11 protein-coding genes are annotated in these 15,454 nt (G+C 63.4%); 5 read left to right on the top strand and 6 right to left on the bottom strand.

Going from position 1 to position 15,454, the window contains the following annotated elements; translation table 11 throughout:
* The first annotated feature begins 26 nt into the window (after positions 1-26).
* The 3 genes from AC1RNA_RS11905 (at position 27) to AC1RNA_RS11895 (ending at position 3,356) form a co-directional block, all read left to right on the top strand.
* A complete protein-coding gene (locus AC1RNA_RS11905; protein WP_492951544.1) occupies positions 27-1,499 on the top strand; it encodes an AMP-binding protein in 1,473 nt (490 codons plus the stop codon).
* A gap of 99 nt (positions 1,500-1,598) precedes the next feature.
* Positions 1,599-2,840 (top strand): GGDEF domain-containing protein, encoded by a 1,242-nt coding sequence (locus AC1RNA_RS11900; RefSeq protein ID WP_492951249.1) that lies wholly within the window; start codon positions 1,599-1,601, stop codon positions 2,838-2,840.
* Between the two features lie 75 nt (positions 2,841-2,915).
* Positions 2,916-3,356 carry a PRC-barrel domain-containing protein gene (locus tag AC1RNA_RS11895; protein ID WP_048756055.1) on the top strand — a complete coding sequence of 147 codons (441 nt, stop codon included), beginning with the start codon at positions 2,916-2,918 and terminating at the stop codon, positions 3,354-3,356.
* Positions 3,357-3,412: 56 nt separating this feature from the next.
* Here AC1RNA_RS11895 and mfd read toward each other — a convergent pair whose 3' ends face one another.
* A complete protein-coding gene (mfd, locus tag AC1RNA_RS11890) occupies positions 3,413-6,931 on the bottom strand; it encodes a transcription-repair coupling factor (RefSeq protein ID WP_492951248.1) in 3,519 nt (1,172 codons plus the stop codon).
* Positions 6,928-7,218 (bottom strand): FAD assembly factor SdhE, encoded by a 291-nt coding sequence (locus AC1RNA_RS11885; RefSeq protein WP_040298296.1) that lies wholly within the window; start codon positions 7,216-7,218, stop codon positions 6,928-6,930. Before AC1RNA_RS11885 ends, mfd begins: the two co-directional genes overlap by 4 nt.
* 192 nt (positions 7,219-7,410) lie before the next feature.
* On the opposite strand from AC1RNA_RS11885, the gene recG reads away from it, so the two are divergent.
* Positions 7,411-9,519, top strand: coding sequence for an ATP-dependent DNA helicase RecG (gene recG, locus AC1RNA_RS11880; RefSeq protein WP_492951247.1), 2,109 nt, complete (start codon positions 7,411-7,413; stop codon positions 9,517-9,519).
* Positions 9,520-9,527: 8 nt separating this feature from the next.
* Here the strand turns inward: recG and AC1RNA_RS11875 are convergent, their stop codons facing one another.
* The 4 genes from AC1RNA_RS11875 to glmU form a co-directional block, all read right to left on the bottom strand.
* Positions 9,528-9,884 (bottom strand): hypothetical protein, encoded by a 357-nt coding sequence (locus AC1RNA_RS11875; protein WP_492951246.1) that lies wholly within the window; start codon positions 9,882-9,884, stop codon positions 9,528-9,530.
* Positions 9,885-10,655, bottom strand: a complete 771-nt coding sequence (locus AC1RNA_RS11870) for a DUF502 domain-containing protein (protein ID WP_492951245.1) — start codon at positions 10,653-10,655, stop codon at positions 9,885-9,887. It abuts the gene before it with no gap.
* A 110-nt stretch (positions 10,656-10,765) separates the two neighbouring features.
* Positions 10,766-12,592 (bottom strand): glutamine--fructose-6-phosphate transaminase (isomerizing), encoded by a 1,827-nt coding sequence (glmS, locus tag AC1RNA_RS11865; RefSeq protein WP_492951244.1) that lies wholly within the window; start codon positions 12,590-12,592, stop codon positions 10,766-10,768.
* A 141-nt stretch (positions 12,593-12,733) separates the two neighbouring features.
* Complete coding sequence (glmU, locus tag AC1RNA_RS11860; protein WP_048756047.1) at positions 12,734-14,089, bottom strand: bifunctional UDP-N-acetylglucosamine diphosphorylase/glucosamine-1-phosphate N-acetyltransferase GlmU; 1,356 nt, start codon at positions 14,087-14,089, stop codon at positions 12,734-12,736.
* Positions 14,090-14,292: 203 nt separating this feature from the next.
* Between glmU and AC1RNA_RS11855 the strand changes: the two genes are divergently transcribed.
* On the top strand, positions 14,293-15,444 hold the full coding sequence (locus tag AC1RNA_RS11855; protein ID WP_492951243.1) for a hypothetical protein: 1,152 nt from the start codon (positions 14,293-14,295) through the stop codon (positions 15,442-15,444).
* Positions 15,445-15,454 lie beyond the last annotated feature (10 nt).

The raw sequence follows: 15,454 nt of genomic DNA, 5'->3' as shown, positions 1-15,454 counted from the left end.
CGGACACTCCCGACACCAGCGTATCGATGCCGGACAGGTCCCCGACGCTGTACGACCTGTTCTCGCGCACGGCTGAACGCACGCCTGATGCGCTCGCTTTGTCTGATCCGCCGAACAAGCGTCGCATCACTGGCGAAGAACCCGTCGAGCTGACCTACGCGCAGGCCGAAACCGCGGTCGCCTCGCTGTCCTCGCAATTCATCCGCGCGGGCCTTCCGGCGGGCTCCATCGTCGCGGTGCAACTGCCCAACACCGTCGAATTTCCGCTGACGCTGCTCGCGGCATGGCGCGCGGGCCTCGTGGTGGCGCTGCTGCCGCAGCTCTGGCGGCAGGCCGAACTGGCCGAGGCGCTCAACCGCGTCGGCGCACGCGCCATCATCACCTCCGGACGGATCGAGCTGATCGACCATGCCGACCTTGCCATGAATGCCGCCGCCGAGGCGTTCTCGATCCGGCATGTGATGGGCTTCGGCGAGGCGCTACCCGACGGCATGACGCCGCTCGACTGGCGGCAGCGGGAATCCTTTGCGCCCAATCTATCCATCAACGCACGCAAGGCCGCCGTCGCCTCGTTCGACATCACCCGGAACGGGATGGTCGCGGTGCCGCGCAGCCATGTGAACCTGATCGCGGGAGGGCTTGCCATCTACATGGAAAGCGCCCTTCCCTCCGCCGCACAGATCGTCTCAACGGCGCTGCTCTCCTCGTTTGCAGGACTCACGTCATCCATCGTGCTGTGGCTGTTGAGCGGCGGCTCGTTGCGGCTGCATCATCCGTTCGACCCGCAGGTGCTGGCCGACCAGATCCGCGCAGGCAATTGCGACACGCTGATCGCACCCGCCGAACTCGCATTGCGGATGTCGGAATCCGCCGCCATCGACGCACAGCCATCACTGCGTCATGTCATCGGGCTGTGGCGAACGCCGGAGCGTGTGTCGGCCAGCCCGGACTGGAAGGCGAAGTCGGCAGCACTCACCGATGTCTATCTGTTCGGAGAAATGGGCCTGTTCGCGCTCAACCGCCTCGACGACGGCGCGGCCGCGCCGGTGACGCTGACCCACCACGACGCAGCCCGCGCGGGTGAATTGTTGCTGACACCGAAAGGCACGCTGGGTCTGCGAGGGCCGATGGTGACGCTCGCGGCCTATCGCCCGCCGCCAAAGGCCGACACCTCCCTGATGAGAACTGAGCCCAGCGTCGACTATGTCGACACCGGCTATCCCGCCAAGCGCGCGGGCCAGGACGGTCACATCACACTGACCGGCACGCCAGCCGGCATCGCCAATGTCGGCGGCTACCGGTTCCGCGAAGACGATCTCGAGCAATGGGCGCGCCGGCTCTCGCCCGGCACGGTGATGATGGCCCTGCCCGATCCCATCAACGGCTTCCGTCTCGCCGGGCGTTCGAATGAGAATGCCCGGGCACGCGGCGCGCTCGCGGAACTGGGGCTCAATCCGCTGATGACGGAAGCTTTCCGTCAGCGTGAGCGTCAAGCGTAAGTATTCATTACATTTTCGGGATTCGTGGCAACTGGCGTTGACGGCGCATTAAGGCCGCATCCGGTAGGATGATGGCTGTTTTTGTGACCTGAGTAAAAGATGTCCCAGTCCGGCCCCATCGTCGTCGTCTCCAACGGAACATACGCCCCGCTCTACAAGGCGCTGTCGGCCGCGAAGATATTTCCCGCCGTGGACAGCACATGGCAGGAGGCGGAAGCCGCAATCGCGCGCGTGAAACCATGCGCAGTGATCGTTGCGGGAGCGCATGAGCCTGCCGCCATCGAAGACATCGCCCGCCGCGTCGAAACCTTAAGTCCCTACGTGCCGCTGATCGCACTCGATCCTGGAAGTATGCCTCTACCCCACAATGCGCTCCCGCTGACGGAGATCGGCGGCCGTGGCGCGCACCGGCTGGCCGCGCGCCTGAACGCCGCGCTGCGGCTGCGCGCCATGCACGCGACCGTCCTGCGGCGGGCACGCGATACCAGGCTCACCGAATTGCAGATGCCGGCCGATGATCCATTGCAGGACGCAACCGTGCTGCTCGCCGGACGCGGGGGCTCGTTTCCCGCGTTGTCCGTTGCGCTGGGTGAACGGATGGGTATCGTCGGCGCACTCAGCATCGAACAGGCGGCCAAGCATCTCAATGCACGCACGCTCGATGGCATCGTCATCGGCGGCGGATTCACGCAGCGCGTCGTCGAGGCATTCCTGCAAGTGCTGTCGGAGGACTCACGCCACCGCAATCTGCCGGTGATCGTCTCGGGCGTGCCGGTGTCGCTTCATCCTTATGACCTCCCCAACCTTGAATCCGGCGGCGCGGATGCTGCAGGCACAGTCGCCATCGCAGTTCCGCTGATCCGGCAAAAAGCTTTCGAGGCACGACTGGAGCGGGCTTCGCGCTCGATCGAAGCCGGCGGCCTGCTCGATCCGCGTACCGGACTTCTGACCGAAGCCGCCTTCAGCCGCGATCTTTCACGCTCGATCGAGGACGCTCACGCACAGGGCGCAGGCCTGTCGGTCGCAAGCTTTAGCCTCTCCACTCACAACGATCGTTCGCGCTTCGACGCCGCTCGCATCATCGGCCAACTGATGCGGCGGATGGACTTCGGAACATTGCAGAGCGATGGAACCATCGTTGTCGCGTTCGCCGGAACGAGCATCGTTGATGCACGTTCCATCGCACGGCGCCTATCCAGCGTTCTCAAGCAGACTGTCGTCGGACCGAAACCGAACGGCAAGCTCACATCCGATGTCGCAGTCACTTCGCTTCTGCCGAATGATTCCGAGGCATTGTTGCTTGCGCGCCTGCGTCTGGCCGACGCACAGGCCGCATCATAACGGCGCGGATTGGGCGCGGAACGAACACAACTCCTCTGCATTGGGCTCTCGTCAATCCAATTGAGGAGGTTGTCCATGAAGAAAACTGTATTGCTCGGTCTCACCGCCGCATTGATCGCCGCACCGGCTTTCGCCCAGTCGACGATGAGTCCATCGACGTCTTCGTCCGCACCCGCCGCGACGACCGGCAGCGCGCCATCCTCGGCGCCAACCTTCGCGCGCGTTTCCAGCGACGAGATGTTTACTTCCAAGCTGAAGGGCCTGAACGTCTACAACCAGAACAATGAATCGATCGGCGAGATTTCCGATATCGCCATCACCAAGGACAATCAGGTGCAGGCGCTGATCCTGTCGGTCGGCGGCTTTCTCGGCATGGGCGAGCACTATGTCGCCGTAGCACCTGCTTCAGTGCATGTGAGCTACGATCAGTCCAGCAAGAAGTGGAAGGCCACGATGAACACCACGAAGGAAGCGCTCAAGGCCGCGCCCGAGTTCAAGTACCCGACCACGGGCTAAACCAGTTCATCACATCGGGGCGGCTGTCGCGAGGCAGCCGCCCCTTCTTGTGAGTTTCACGCCGCCTTGCGCCCTTCCGCGAGATCGGCCAACTGACGAAGGATCTCGGTGACGCCTTCCATGCGATCCTCGGGTGTCGCCCATTCCTGCAAGAACACCACCTTCATGTCGGGCCGTACCTTCGCGGCCTGTCCATACTGCCGGATGAAATAAACCAGCCGTTCAGGTTCTGCGAAGCTGTTGTTGCGGAAGCTGATGGACGCGCCCTTCGGGCCTGCATCGAGCTTCTCGATATTGGCACGGCGGCAGTAGTTCTTGATCGAAGCGAGCTTGAACAGGAAACGCACCTCGTCCGGCAGCGGACCGAACCGGTCGCGCATTTCCGCGCCGAAGTCGGCGATCTCGTCGTCGGTCTCGAGATCGGCCAGACGCCGGTAGAGCGATAGCCGCACGGCGAGGTCCGCAACATAGTCTTCCGGAATGAGCACTGGCATGCCAAGCGTGATCTGCGGTGACCAGCGGTCTTCGACGGGCGCGGAAATACCGGCCTTGAGGTTGAGGATCTCCTCCTCCAGCATCTGCTGATAAAGCTCGAAGCCAACTTCCTTGATGTGACCGGACTGCTCCTCGCCAAGCAGATTGCCCGAGCCGCGAATGTCGAGATCGTGCGAAGCCAACTGGAATCCTGCGCCGAGATTTTCCAGCGACTGCAAAACCTTCAGCCGTCGTTCCGCTTGCGCGGTGATCTGACGTTGCGCGGGCAGCGTGAACAGCGCGTAGGCGCGCAGCTTCGAACGCCCGACCCGGCCACGCAACTGATAGAGCTGCGCAAGACCAAACATGTCGGCGCGATGGACAATGAGCGTATTGGCGTTCGGAATGTCGAGGCCGGATTCGACAATTGTCGTCGAAAGCAGGATATCGAACTTACCATCATAGAAGGCCGACATGATGTCCTCGATCGCGCTCGGCGGCATCTGGCCGTGCGCGACCGCGACCTTCATCTCCGGCACGTTCTTGTCGAGGAAGTCCTTGGCCTCCGCGAGATCCTCGATGCGCGGGCAGACATAGAACGCCTGTCCGCCGCGATAACGCTCGCGCAGCAGCGCCTCGCGGATCATCAAGGGATCGAAGGGCGCCACAAAGGTGCGTACTGCGAGACGATCCACCGGCGGCGAGGCGATGATCGACAGATCGCGCACGCCGGTCAGCGCCAGTTGCAACGTGCGCGGAATCGGCGTCGCCGACAGCGTCAGCACATGCACCTCGGCGCGCAACTGCTTCAGCCGCTCCTTGTGCGAAACGCCGAAATGCTGCTCCTCGTCCACGATGATGAGGCCGAGGTTCTTGAACTTGATGCTCTTGCCAAGCAGCGCATGGGTGCCGACGACAATATCGACGCTACCGTCCTCCATCCCCTTCTTGGTCTCGCGCAACTCCTTGGCGGTAACAAGCCGCGAAGCCTGCGCGACCTTGACCGGGAAGCCACGGAAGCGCTCGGTGAAATTTTTCGCATGCTGGCGCGCGAGCAGCGTGGTCGGCACCACCACAGCAACCTGCCGCCCTTCCAGCGCCACGGCGAATGCCGCGCGCAACGCCACCTCGGTCTTGCCGAAACCGACATCGCCGCAGACAAGGCGATCCATCGGCTTGCCCGCGTTAAGATCGTCGAGCGATGCATTGATCGCGCCGAGCTGGTCTTCCGTCTCATCATGCGGAAAGCGCGCGCAGAACTCGTCGTACAGCCCCTGATGCACCGGGAATTTCGGCGCCTCGTGCAACTGCCGCTCGGCCGCAACCTTGATGAGGTCGCCAGCGATCTCGCGGATGCGGTTCTTCAGCTTGGCCTTGCGGGCCTGCCATCCGCCGCCGCCAAGCCGGTCCAACTCAACGCCGCCCTGCTCGGAGCCGTAGCGAGACAATAGTTCAATGTTCTCGACCGGCAGATAGAGCTTGGCGTTGTTGGCGTAGTGCAACTCTAAACAGTCGTGCGGCGCGCCGGAGACTTCCAGCGTCTGCAACCCGATATAGCGACCGATGCCGTGCTCGACATGAACGACGAGATCGCCAGTCGCGAGCGACGTCACCTCGGAAATGAAGTTCTCGACCTTGCGGCTCGACTTGCGTGCGCGCACGAGGCGGTCGCCGAGGATGTCCTGCTCGGTGATGACCGCGATGCTTTCGGTCTCGAAACCGGAATCGAGGCCAACCACCGCGAGCATGGTCTCGTTGCGCGGCGTCGCCTGCACCATGCGCCAGGTGTTGACGTTGGTGAGTGCGACCAGCTTGTGGTCCTTGAGCATGCTCGCCATGCGCTCACGCGAGCCTTCGCTCCACAGCGCGACGACGACCTTCTTGCGCTCGACATGCAGGCTGTTGACGTGGGCGACCACGGACTCGAACACGTTGACGGTCGCATCCGCGCGCTCCGGCGCGAAATCCCGCCCCTGCCGCGCGCCGATGTCGATGACGGCCCCACCTTCCGGCATCGCGAACGGCGTCATGCGCGCCAGCGCCTGTGCGGCGAGCTTCTCGTTCCATTCGCTCTCGGCCAGATACAATTTATCGGGCGGCAGCGGCTTGTAGATCGCGCCGCCGCCGGGGTGCTCCATCGCCTCGCGCCGCGCCTCGTAATAATCGCCGATCTGCTTGTAGCGCTCGCGCACCGCATCCTCGGCCTGCGGCTCGACCGCGAACGGCGTGCCGTCGAGATAGTCGAACAGCGTGTCCATCTTCTCGACGAACAGCGGCTGCCAGTGCTCCATGCCGGGATGGCGGCGGCCTTCGCTCACCGCTTCATAGAGTTGATCGTCACGGTCGGGCGCGCCGAACTGCGCGACATAGCCCATGCGGAAGCGGCGGATGGTTTCCGTTGTCAACTGGAATTCTGATACCGGCACAAGATCGAGCGCGCGCATGTCGAGCAACGTGCGCTGTGTCTCCGCATCGAACGTGCGGATCGATTCCAGCGTGTCGCCGAAGAAGTCGAACCGCACGGGCTGGTCGAGGCCTGCCGGAAACAGATCAAGGATGCCGCCGCGCACGGCATATTCGCCGGGCTCGCGCACCGTCGAGGTGCGGCTGTATCCGTTATGTTCGAGCCAAGCCGTAATCGAATCCATCGGCACGCGATGGCCCGGCGCGACCGAGAGCGCCTGCGCCGCCATGGCATCGCGCGCGGGCACGCGCTGCACGACGGCGTTGACGCTGGTGAGTACGACGAGCGGTTTGTCGCCGCCACCCGCGAGACGCGACAGCCGCGCCAGCGTGGTCAGGCGCTGCGCCAGAATGCCGCCGTGCGGCGAGACGCGATCATATGGCTGGCAATCCCAACCGGGAAACTGCATCACATCGACATCGGGTGCGAAGAATTCGAGCGCGCGGGCCAGTTGTGCCATCCGCGCACCATCGCGGCACAGCACCGCGAGGCTGACGGCCGGCGCGTCCTTGCGCGCGGCCACAGCCCGCGCGAGGTCGGAGACGATCAGTCCTTCCGCGCCCTCGGCGGTATTGGCAAGAGTCAAAGCACGGCCGGGCGCAAGCAGCGCGGCCGGCGAGCGGACGGGCGACTTCATGCGGACGATCCAGCGTCGGTGAAGGCTTTGATGCGCCGGAAAATCCCCTCGGCATAGGCAGGCTCAAGCGGCGTCTTGTCGTTGAAGGCGTTGTAGAGGTCGGGATCTGGCAGATCGATCAGCCGCTCGAAATCGGCGACCTCCTCTTCGCTGAGATCGGCAATATGCGCGTCCGCAAAACGCCCAAAGATGTAATCCATCTCCTTGGTACCCCGGTGCCAGCAGCGGAACAGGAGCCGCTTGCGCCGATCGTCGAGGCCATCGCTGGACCGGGTGGAAGCGGACATTTTCTGCCTTTCGTGAACGCCAAAAGCCCGGACGTGCCGGGCGAGGTTGATATAGCGATTGGATTGGGCGCTGTCAGTAACTTCGCAGGGGTTGCTGTCATACCCGAACCTCATGGCATCACGCCAAAAAGACGTGGATGCTCGGCATAAAGCCGGGCATGACGGATCAAACAGCCATAGATTCGTGCCGTCATGCGCCCCAACGTTCTCAATCCTCTGTTCTCGCCGGTGACGAGCCTTGCTGGCGTCGGGCCGAAGCAGGACAAACTGTTCCGTTATCTGCTCGACCGCAGCGAGACGCCCCGCATCGTCGATCTGCTGCTGCATCTGCCGTCCAACGTGATCGACCGCCGCGCCCAGCCGGACATCCGCGACACCGTGCCGGGCACGGTGGTGACACTGAAAGTGACGGTGGACCGGCATCGTGCGCCGCCGCCCGGCCGCTCACGCGCGCCCTACACGGTGTTCGCCAGCGACGACACCGGCACCGTGATGCTGACCTACTTCCGTCCGCAGGGCGGCTATCTCGACAAGCTCTTGCCGGTTGGCGAGGTGCGTTATGTCTCTGGCACCGTCCAGATGTTCGACGGCACCCTGCAGATGGTGCACCCCGACCGCGTGGTCGATGAGGAAGGCTTTGCCAAACTTTCCGGCATCGATCCGGTCTATCCGCTGACCGAAGGGCTCGCGATCGGCTCGGTGCGGCGCGCGGTGGCGCAGGCGCTGACCAAGCTGCCGCAACTGCCGGAATGGATCAGCCCCGAGGTGGTGCGGCGCTGTTCCTTCCCCGATTTTTCCACAGCACTTCATCGCATCCACCAGCCGGAGGAAATTACCGACATTCTGCCGGACGGTCCGTTCTGGTCGCGGCTGGCATTCGATGAACTGCTCGCCAACCAGCTCGCGCTGGCTCTGGTGCGCGCGCAGTTGCGCCGTCCCGCAGGCACACGCCATGCCGGTGACGGGCACTTGCGCGCGAAAATCATCGATGCGCTGCCCTTCGCGCTCACGCCATCTCAGCGGGACGCCGCGCGCGCCATCGCTGAGGATCTCGGCAAGCCGCTCCGCATGTTGCGGCTGCTCCAGGGCGATGTCGGTTCGGGCAAGACGGTGGTGGCGCTGCTTGCCGCTGCCGCCGTCGTGGAAGAAGGCCGCCAGTCGGCGCTGATGGCACCCACCGAAATCCTCGCGCGCCAGCATATCGCGACCATCACGCCGCTCGCCGAGCGCGCGGGCCTGCGCGTCGCCATTCTCACCGGCCGCGACAAGGGCAAGGAACGCCGCGACATTCTCGAGCGGCTGGCGAACGGCGAGATCGACCTTCTGGTCGGCACCCATGCGCTGATTCAGGACGAGGTGATCTTCAAGTCGCTGGCGCTCGCCATCGTCGACGAACAACACCGCTTCGGGGTGCGCGAACGGCTGCTGCTCACCGGCAAGGGTGAAGCGGTCGACATGCTGGTGCTGAGCGCGACACCAATCCCGCGTACGCTGGTGATGACCTATTTCGGCGACATGGACATCTCCGAATTGCGCGAAAAACCGGCCGGGCGCCAGCCGATCGACACCCGTGTGGTGCCCAACAGCCGCCTCGGCGAGATCATCGACGCGCTCGGGCGCGCGCTCGATGCAGGCAAGCGCATCTACTGGATCTGTCCGCTGGTTGAGGAATCCGACGCCGAGACCGCCCTTCCCCTTGTCGATGCCACCCAGCGGTTCGAGAGCCTGCAGAAGAAATTCGGCGGCATGGTCGGGCTGGTCCACGGCCAGATGAAGCCGAAGGACAAGGATGCCGCGATGGCGCGCTTCGCGTCCGGCGAAACGCAACTGCTTGTTGCCACCACAGTGGTGGAAGTTGGTGTCGACGTGCCCGAGGCCACCATCATGGTGATCGAGAACGCCGAGCGGTTTGGCCTGTCGCAACTGCATCAGCTGCGCGGACGCATCGGGCGCGGCCATGAAGCCTCGACCTGTATCCTGCTCTATCATGAGCCTGCGGGAGAAATCGCCACCGCGCGGTTGCGCGTCATTCGCGAAACCACCGACGGCTTCCGCATCGCCGAGGAGGATTTACGCCTACGCGGCGAAGGCGACGTGCTCGGCACACGCCAAAGCGGCCTGCCCGGCTTCCGCATCGCTCGGCCGGAAATTCACGGCGGCCTCGTCGCACAGGCCCGCGACGAGGCGCTGCGCATCATGCAGGAGGATGCAAAGCTCGACGGCGAGCGCGGTGAAGCGCTGCGCTGCCTCCTTTATCTGTTCGAACGCGATGAGGCGATCCCGCTGATCGGCGCGGGATAGTGAGTCTTTTAAGTCGACAGGCGCGCGAGAAAAACCCGCCCCACCGTCCAGAGCGCGCTCGGAACGGTCGGCGCGCCGATGAATGACATGGTGATGACGCTCACCCCGACATTCGCGATCCACCACATCTGCTGCGGTGTCCGGAACCCCAGCCCCGAACATGCAATGTTCAGAAAGAATGCCGCGTAGGCCATGACGGTCGACAACCACAGGCTGCCATGGCCGGCAATCCGAAGTTCAGTCACAATCGTTACGGCAATGCTGACAAGGACAACCGTCCAGACAAGCTGCGGCGTGGTTGCAACTGTGCTTTGCTTCGGTTGTTCGCTGCGAGAAGTCGCCGCCTTTTTATCCTTGCGAGGCAATTACTCGACCTTCGCCGGGCTGGAGACGGGCGTCGAATTCGCAACATTCGCCGCCTTCATGACCTCGCCGAGCGCCGCGATTTTCTTCTGCGCCTCACTACCGCCCGGCTGCACCACGCCCGCTGACATGATAAGGGTAGCCGCATCTTCGGCGCTGATGTCGATTTCGAAGATCTTGCTCTTGGGCACGTAGAAGAAAAAGCCGGTGGTCGGGTTCGGCGCACATGGCAGGAACACCGCCACGTGCTCCTCCTCCCCGGGGAGCGCATTCGACATCTGCTCATTCGGCGCGTGTGAAATCAGCACCACCGACCACATGCCGGGCGAGGGAAACTCCACAAGCCCGACCTTGCGCAGGCCTGAGCCGTTGCTGGAAAAGATCGTCTCGAACACCTGCTTCAGGCCACGATAGATCGCGCGCACCACCGGCATATGACCAAGGATGGTTTCGCCGAGCGTGACAAGCTGACGCCCAATCAGGTTTGCGGCGAAAAAGCCGAGCAACGTCAGCGCGACCACGGCGACAATCAGGCCGGAGCCGGGAATTCCCCACGGCAGATAGGTTTCGGGGCGATAATCGACCGGCACGAAGGGGCGGACCATATTGTCCACCCAGGTGACGAACCACCACGTCAGGTAAAAGGTGATCGCGATCGGGCCGGCGACAATCAGACCGGTGAGGAAATAATTGCGCAGGCGCGCCATCAGACCGCGCGGAGCATCTGGCCCGGCCGTGAGGTCACCCGGAAGTTTCGGCGTATTCTCTGTCATAACCTATCCGTATCGCTCCGACCGCGCGGCATGCAAGGGCCAGCCTGAAAAAGGCGCCGAGACCATGGTTGCAGAAGACTTAAAATCCCCGCTCCGTCTGCGTCAGTTTGTCATTCGACTGTGACGGATTTTGCCAGGTTCCGTGGCTGATCGACGTCGGTGCCCATGATGACGGCCGTATGATAGGCTAGAAGTTGGACCGGCACCGCATAGACAAGCGGCGTCACGGTCGCGGGCATATCGGGTAATACGATGGTTTCGAGGGACTCCACCGTCGCCTCCCGTTGACCCTGCGCATCGGTCATCAGCACGATGCGTCCCCCACGCGCAGCAACCTCCTGCATGTTGGAGACGGTCTTCTCAAAAACACGGTCGTGAGGAGCGATCACCACCACCGGCATTTTCTCGTCGATCAGCGCGATCGGGCCATGCTTGAGTTCGCCCGCGGCATAGCCTTCGGCGTGAATGTAGGAAATCTCCTTCAGCTTCAGCGCGCCTTCCAGCGCCAGCGGATAGCTCGTGCCGCGCCCGAGATAGAGCACGTCCTGCGCCTTGGCGATGTCGCGTGCGAGCTTCTCGATTTGCGGTTCCAGCGAAAGCGCGGCGCTCATCAGGCGCGGCACTTCGACCAGCGCGTGAACGAGCCTGCCTTCATCCTCAGCGGTGAGCTCGCCCCGCGCCTTGCCGGCCGCAACCGCGAGCGCCGCGAGCACCATCAATTGGCAGGTGAACGCCTTGGTGGAGGCCACGCCGATCTCGGGGCCCGCCAATGTTGGCAGCACCGTTTCGCTTTCGCGCGCAATCGTCGAAGTGGTGACGTTGACGACGGAGATCGTATGCAGACCTTGCGCCTTGGCATAGCGCAGCGCCGCAAGTGTGTCGGCCGTCTCGCCCGACTGCGAAATGAAGATTGCCAGATCGCCCTTGCGCAGCGGCGCTTCGCGGTAGCGAAATTCCGACGCCACATCGAGTTCGACCGGCAGACGCGCAAACCGTTCGAACCAATATTTGGCGACAAATCCTGCATAGCTCGCGGTGCCGCAGGCGCTGATGGAGATGCGGCCGATTTTAGAGAAATCGAACGGGAGTTTCACCGGAAGCGAAACCTGATCCGTCGCCATGTCGACATAACGCGCCAGCGTATGGCCGACGACTTCCGGCTGTTCATGGATTTCCTTGGCCATGAAGTGGCGATAGTTGGCCTTGTCCACCATGAAGGTCGATGCGCCGGACTTGAGCACGTCGCGCTTCACCGGCTCATTTTTCTCGTTGAACACACTTGCGCCTTCGCGCGTCAGCACGGCCCAGTCGCCATCTTCGAGATAGCTGATGTCATCGGTGAACGGCGCCAGCGCGATCGCGTCGGAGCCGAGATACATTTCGCCATCGCCGTAGCCGATCGCGAGCGGCGAGCCCTTGCGCGCACCGATCATCAGATTGTCGTGGCCTTCAAACACGAAGCCGAGCGCAAATGCGCCGCGCAGTTTCGGCAGCGCCTCTTTCACCGCGTCCTGCGGTGAGAATCCCTTGGCGAGATACGAATTCACCAAGTGCGCGACGACCTCGGTGTCGGTTTCGCTGTCGAACTTGGCGCCGTCGCGCTCCAGTTCGGCGCGCAACTCGCGGAAATTCTCGATGATGCCGTTGTGAACCACCGCAACCTTGCCGCTGGCGTGCGGATGCGCGTTGTTCTCGGTCGGTTTGCCGTGCGTCGCCCAGCGGGTGTGCCCGATACCGACACGCCCGAGCAGTGGCGAGGATTTCAGCCGAGCTTCCAGATTCTTTAGCTTACCCTCAGCGCGGCGGCGCTCGATATGCGCGCCTTCCAGCGTGGCAACACCCGCGGAATCATAACCGCGATATTCGAGCCGCTTCAGCGCGTCCACCAGAAGATCTGCCACGGGCTGGCGGCCCAGAATTCCGACAATGCCGCACATGCGGTTTTAAGCCCTTTGACGATCGAAAAGAGGAAATCTCATAACCAAGTATCGCACGAACCGCGGCTCAAGAATTGTTGCGAATTCCCACATCCGATTCATGATTAACGCCCATCAGCCGGGCGTTTGATGAAAAAGCCGTCATGTCTTGGTCTTCCTGGCCTCCGCCTTGCGCTCGCGGTAGCGCTTGGCCCAGCCCGGCCGAGTCACCTGCTCGTTGCGCTCGACCACCAGCGCATCCTCCGGCACTTCGCGGGTGATGACGGAGCCAGAGCCGATATAGGAGCCTGCGCCGATCTTCACAGGTGCCACCAGCGAGGAATTCGAGCCGACGAATGCGCCAGCACCCACCTCGGTGCGGTGTTTGTCGAAGCCGTCGTAGTTGCACATGATCGTGCCCGCGCCGATGTTGGCATTGGTGCCGACATGCGCATCGCCGACATAGGACAGATGGTTGACCTTGACGCCGCTTTCCAGCACCGCCGCTTTCGTCTCGACGAAATTGCCGATCCGTACACCTTCGCCAAGCGACGTGCCGGGACGGATGCGCGCGTAAGGCCCGACCGAGACCTTCTTGCCGATCGAGGATTGCGTTACATGCGAGAACGAATGGATCACCGCGCCGTCAGCGATGCTGACGCCGGGGCCGATCACGACGAACGGCTCGATCACGACGTCGCGGCCGAAGGTGGTGTCGCTTGACAAAAACACCGTCTCCGGCGCGACCAGCGTGACCCCCGCCTCCATCGCCTCGCGCCGCAGTCGCTGCTGCATCACGTTTTCGGCTTCCGCCAATTGAGTCTTGGTGTTGATGCCGCGCACTTCGTCCTCATGGGTTTCGATCACGGTCGCGCGCAATCCCATCTCACGCGCGATACCGACCGCGTCTGTCAGATAGTATTCGCCCTTGCTGTTTGCATTGCCGATCCGGTCGAAAATCTGCAGCGCGGTCTTGCCCGCGAACGCCATCATCCCGGCATTGCAAAGATCGACCCTCCGCTCGGCCTCATTGGCGTCGGCCTGTTCGCGAATGGCAACCAACTGATCGCCTTCGACCAGCAGGCGGCCGTAGCCGGTCGGGTCCTTGGCGCGGAAACCGAGCACCGCCATCGCGACATTCCCCGCGAGCGCCGCACGCAGACGGGCAAACGTCTCGGCGGTCACAAGCGGCGTATCGCCGAACACGACCAGCAAATCGTCCGCGCCTTCCGCTATGGCCGTGCGCGCCGCCAGCACCGCATGCGCCGTGCCCTTGCGCTCGCTCTGGACGAACACCTGCGCCTGCGGCCGCAACTTGCGCGCCTCATCCGACACCGCCTGATGATCGGGACCGACGACGACCGCAAGACGATCCTGCTTGCCTGCGGGGGCCGCCAGCAGCACATTGGCCAGCAATGAGCGTCCCGCAACCTCGTGCAGCACCTTGGGCAGCGTGGAGCGCATCCGCGTTCCTTCGCCGGCTGCAAGGACAAGAGTGAGGCTGGAGCGGTCGGTCATGGGCGTCCTGGGATCACGATAAGGAGCCGCTCCCGGATTCGGAACGGCACAGTGCGGTTGTCATAGAGCCTTTCCGGGCGGGATGGAATTCACCGGCGGGGTACAAATCAGGCTGAATCAAGGAGTAGCGCGCATCCAGCAGATGTTCCTGTTAAAATTGTAAGGCTGATTCGTGGGGGAATCTCGGGGGCCGTTACCTGACCATGCGGAATGATCGCGCCAAGCTCGATCAGATCGACGATGACGCCGATTCCGGCGGCTGGCTGTCTCGTCTTTTCGCGGATGAGGAAGAGTTCGACCGCCGCGCGGCGTGGCGCCTCGGGTCATGGGGCGCGGCTTCCGTTTGCGCCGTCGCCGCCGCGATGATGGTGGTGCATTATTCCAGCGGCCGCGAGCACGAACGCATGGCCGAGGTCTCCCGCCAAAGCCAGCAATTGCAGGCGGTCGAACGGGAGACAAAAACCGAAAACCGCCGTCTTGCAGCCGCTATCGACACGCTCAACAACGATCGCGACCGCCTGTTCGCGCGCGTCACCGTGGTCGAACAGAGTCTCGATTCCGTCACCGGCGCGCTTGCAATGCCGTCATCCGCCTCCTCGTGGCCTAAATCGGGCGCGGCTCCGATCATCGGCACACCCGCAATCGTGGCGAGCGCCGCACCAATCCTCGCCGCACCTGCCTCAACCGCCCCGCCTGCGCTGCCCGAAGTCAAACTGCCGGTGACGGCAGCTGCCAAATTGCCGCCTCTGCCCACCACAAAAATCGAACCTGCGCCGGAGCCGGAAGCAAAGCCGAAAGCTCCCGACGCCCCTGCTCCGCTGCCGCACGAAGAAGGCGAGTTCGGCCCCCTCACGGTCGCCTCGCTCACACCGCCAAAGCCTGAGCCTGCCGAAGCGGCCCCAGAGAAGATCGTCCGTCCGGTCGAGTTCGGCGTCGATCTGGGGTCGGCCAACTCGGTCGAAGGATTGCGAGCGGTCTGGCGTAACGCCCTCAAAAAGGTCCCCGACCTCGTGGGATCGCTTCAGCCGTTGATCGTCGTCCGTGAGGGCCAGAACGGACTCGGCCTTCGCCTTCACCTCGTCGCCGGCCCATTGAACGACGCAGCCGCCGCAGCGAAACTCTGCGCCGGCCTGATTGCCAACCGGCACCGTTGCGAAACGGCCCTGTTCGACGGGCAGCGGCTTGCGCTGGAGTCCCCTCTGGGAGCCCGGGTTCCGCGTGAGAAACCGCGCCGCCAAGCTCGCAGTCACGTCGAAAAGCGGGTAGAAGAACCCCCACCACCGCAGCAGCAACCGCAGCCCCAGCCAGCCCCGGAACCGGCTGCGAGCCGCGGTTTCTCGTTCTTCAATGGTTGATCCGCAGGCC

Source organism: Afipia sp. GW821-FHT14H12 (genome assembly GCF_058803465.1).
The sequence above is the reverse complement of the archived record's forward strand: the minus strand, read 5'-3'. Positions and strand labels throughout refer to the sequence as shown.

Excerpts from the sequence above, each read along its gene's own strand:
- AC1RNA_RS11905 (WP_492951544.1), top strand. The coding sequence starts at position 27 with ATGCCGGACAGGTCCCCGACGCTGTACGACCTGTTCTCGCGCACGGCT.
- AC1RNA_RS11900 (WP_492951249.1), top strand. The coding sequence starts at position 1,599 with ATGTCCCAGTCCGGCCCCATCGTCGTCGTCTCCAACGGAACATACGCC.
- AC1RNA_RS11895 (WP_048756055.1), top strand. The coding sequence starts at position 2,916 with ATGAAGAAAACTGTATTGCTCGGTCTCACCGCCGCATTGATCGCCGCA.
- mfd (WP_492951248.1), bottom strand. The coding sequence starts at position 6,931 with ATGAAGTCGCCCGTCCGCTCGCCGGCCGCGCTGCTTGCGCCCGGCCGT.
- AC1RNA_RS11885 (WP_040298296.1), bottom strand. The coding sequence starts at position 7,218 with ATGTCCGCTTCCACCCGGTCCAGCGATGGCCTCGACGATCGGCGCAAG.
- recG (WP_492951247.1), top strand. The coding sequence starts at position 7,411 with ATGCGCCCCAACGTTCTCAATCCTCTGTTCTCGCCGGTGACGAGCCTT.
- AC1RNA_RS11870 (WP_492951245.1), bottom strand. The coding sequence starts at position 10,655 with ATGACAGAGAATACGCCGAAACTTCCGGGTGACCTCACGGCCGGGCCA.
- glmS (WP_492951244.1), bottom strand. The coding sequence starts at position 12,592 with ATGTGCGGCATTGTCGGAATTCTGGGCCGCCAGCCCGTGGCAGATCTT.
- glmU (WP_048756047.1), bottom strand. The coding sequence starts at position 14,089 with ATGACCGACCGCTCCAGCCTCACTCTTGTCCTTGCAGCCGGCGAAGGA.
- AC1RNA_RS11855 (WP_492951243.1), top strand. The coding sequence starts at position 14,293 with ATGCGGAATGATCGCGCCAAGCTCGATCAGATCGACGATGACGCCGAT.